This window comes from Candidatus Skiveiella danica, assembly GCF_022705245.1.
GTDB classification, from domain to species: Bacteria; Pseudomonadota; Gammaproteobacteria; order Burkholderiales; family Burkholderiaceae_C; genus Skiveiella; species Skiveiella danica.
Map to the genome: position 1 here is coordinate 275 of NZ_JAKJEW010000168.1, position 293 is coordinate 567.

The following is a 293-nucleotide window of genomic DNA, read 5'->3' on the forward strand; positions in this document are numbered from 1 at the left end:
CCAATCGAGCCTTGAAGCGCGGGAAGTTCCTGCTCTGGTGCGCAGATCTGCCGGCCGGTTGTGTGATCGCAATGGAGGCCTGCAGCGGAGCCCATCACTGCAGCCGCAAGCTGATTGATCGTGGATTCGATGCCCGGATCATTCCGGGCTCCTCGGTGGCTCCCTATCGGATTCAAGGCCGCACTGGCAAAAACGATGCGAACGATGCAGCTGCCGTCTGTGAGGCTGCCTCCAGGCCCCACATGAACTTCGTACCACCAAAAACACTGGCGCAGCAAGGCATGCTCTGTGTG

General features: G+C 60.1%; 1 pseudogene. It reads left to right on the plus strand.

The features are described from left to right. A pseudogene (locus tag ACMUOY_RS20760) lies at nucleotides 1–293 on the plus strand (IS110 family transposase); the annotation flags it as partial.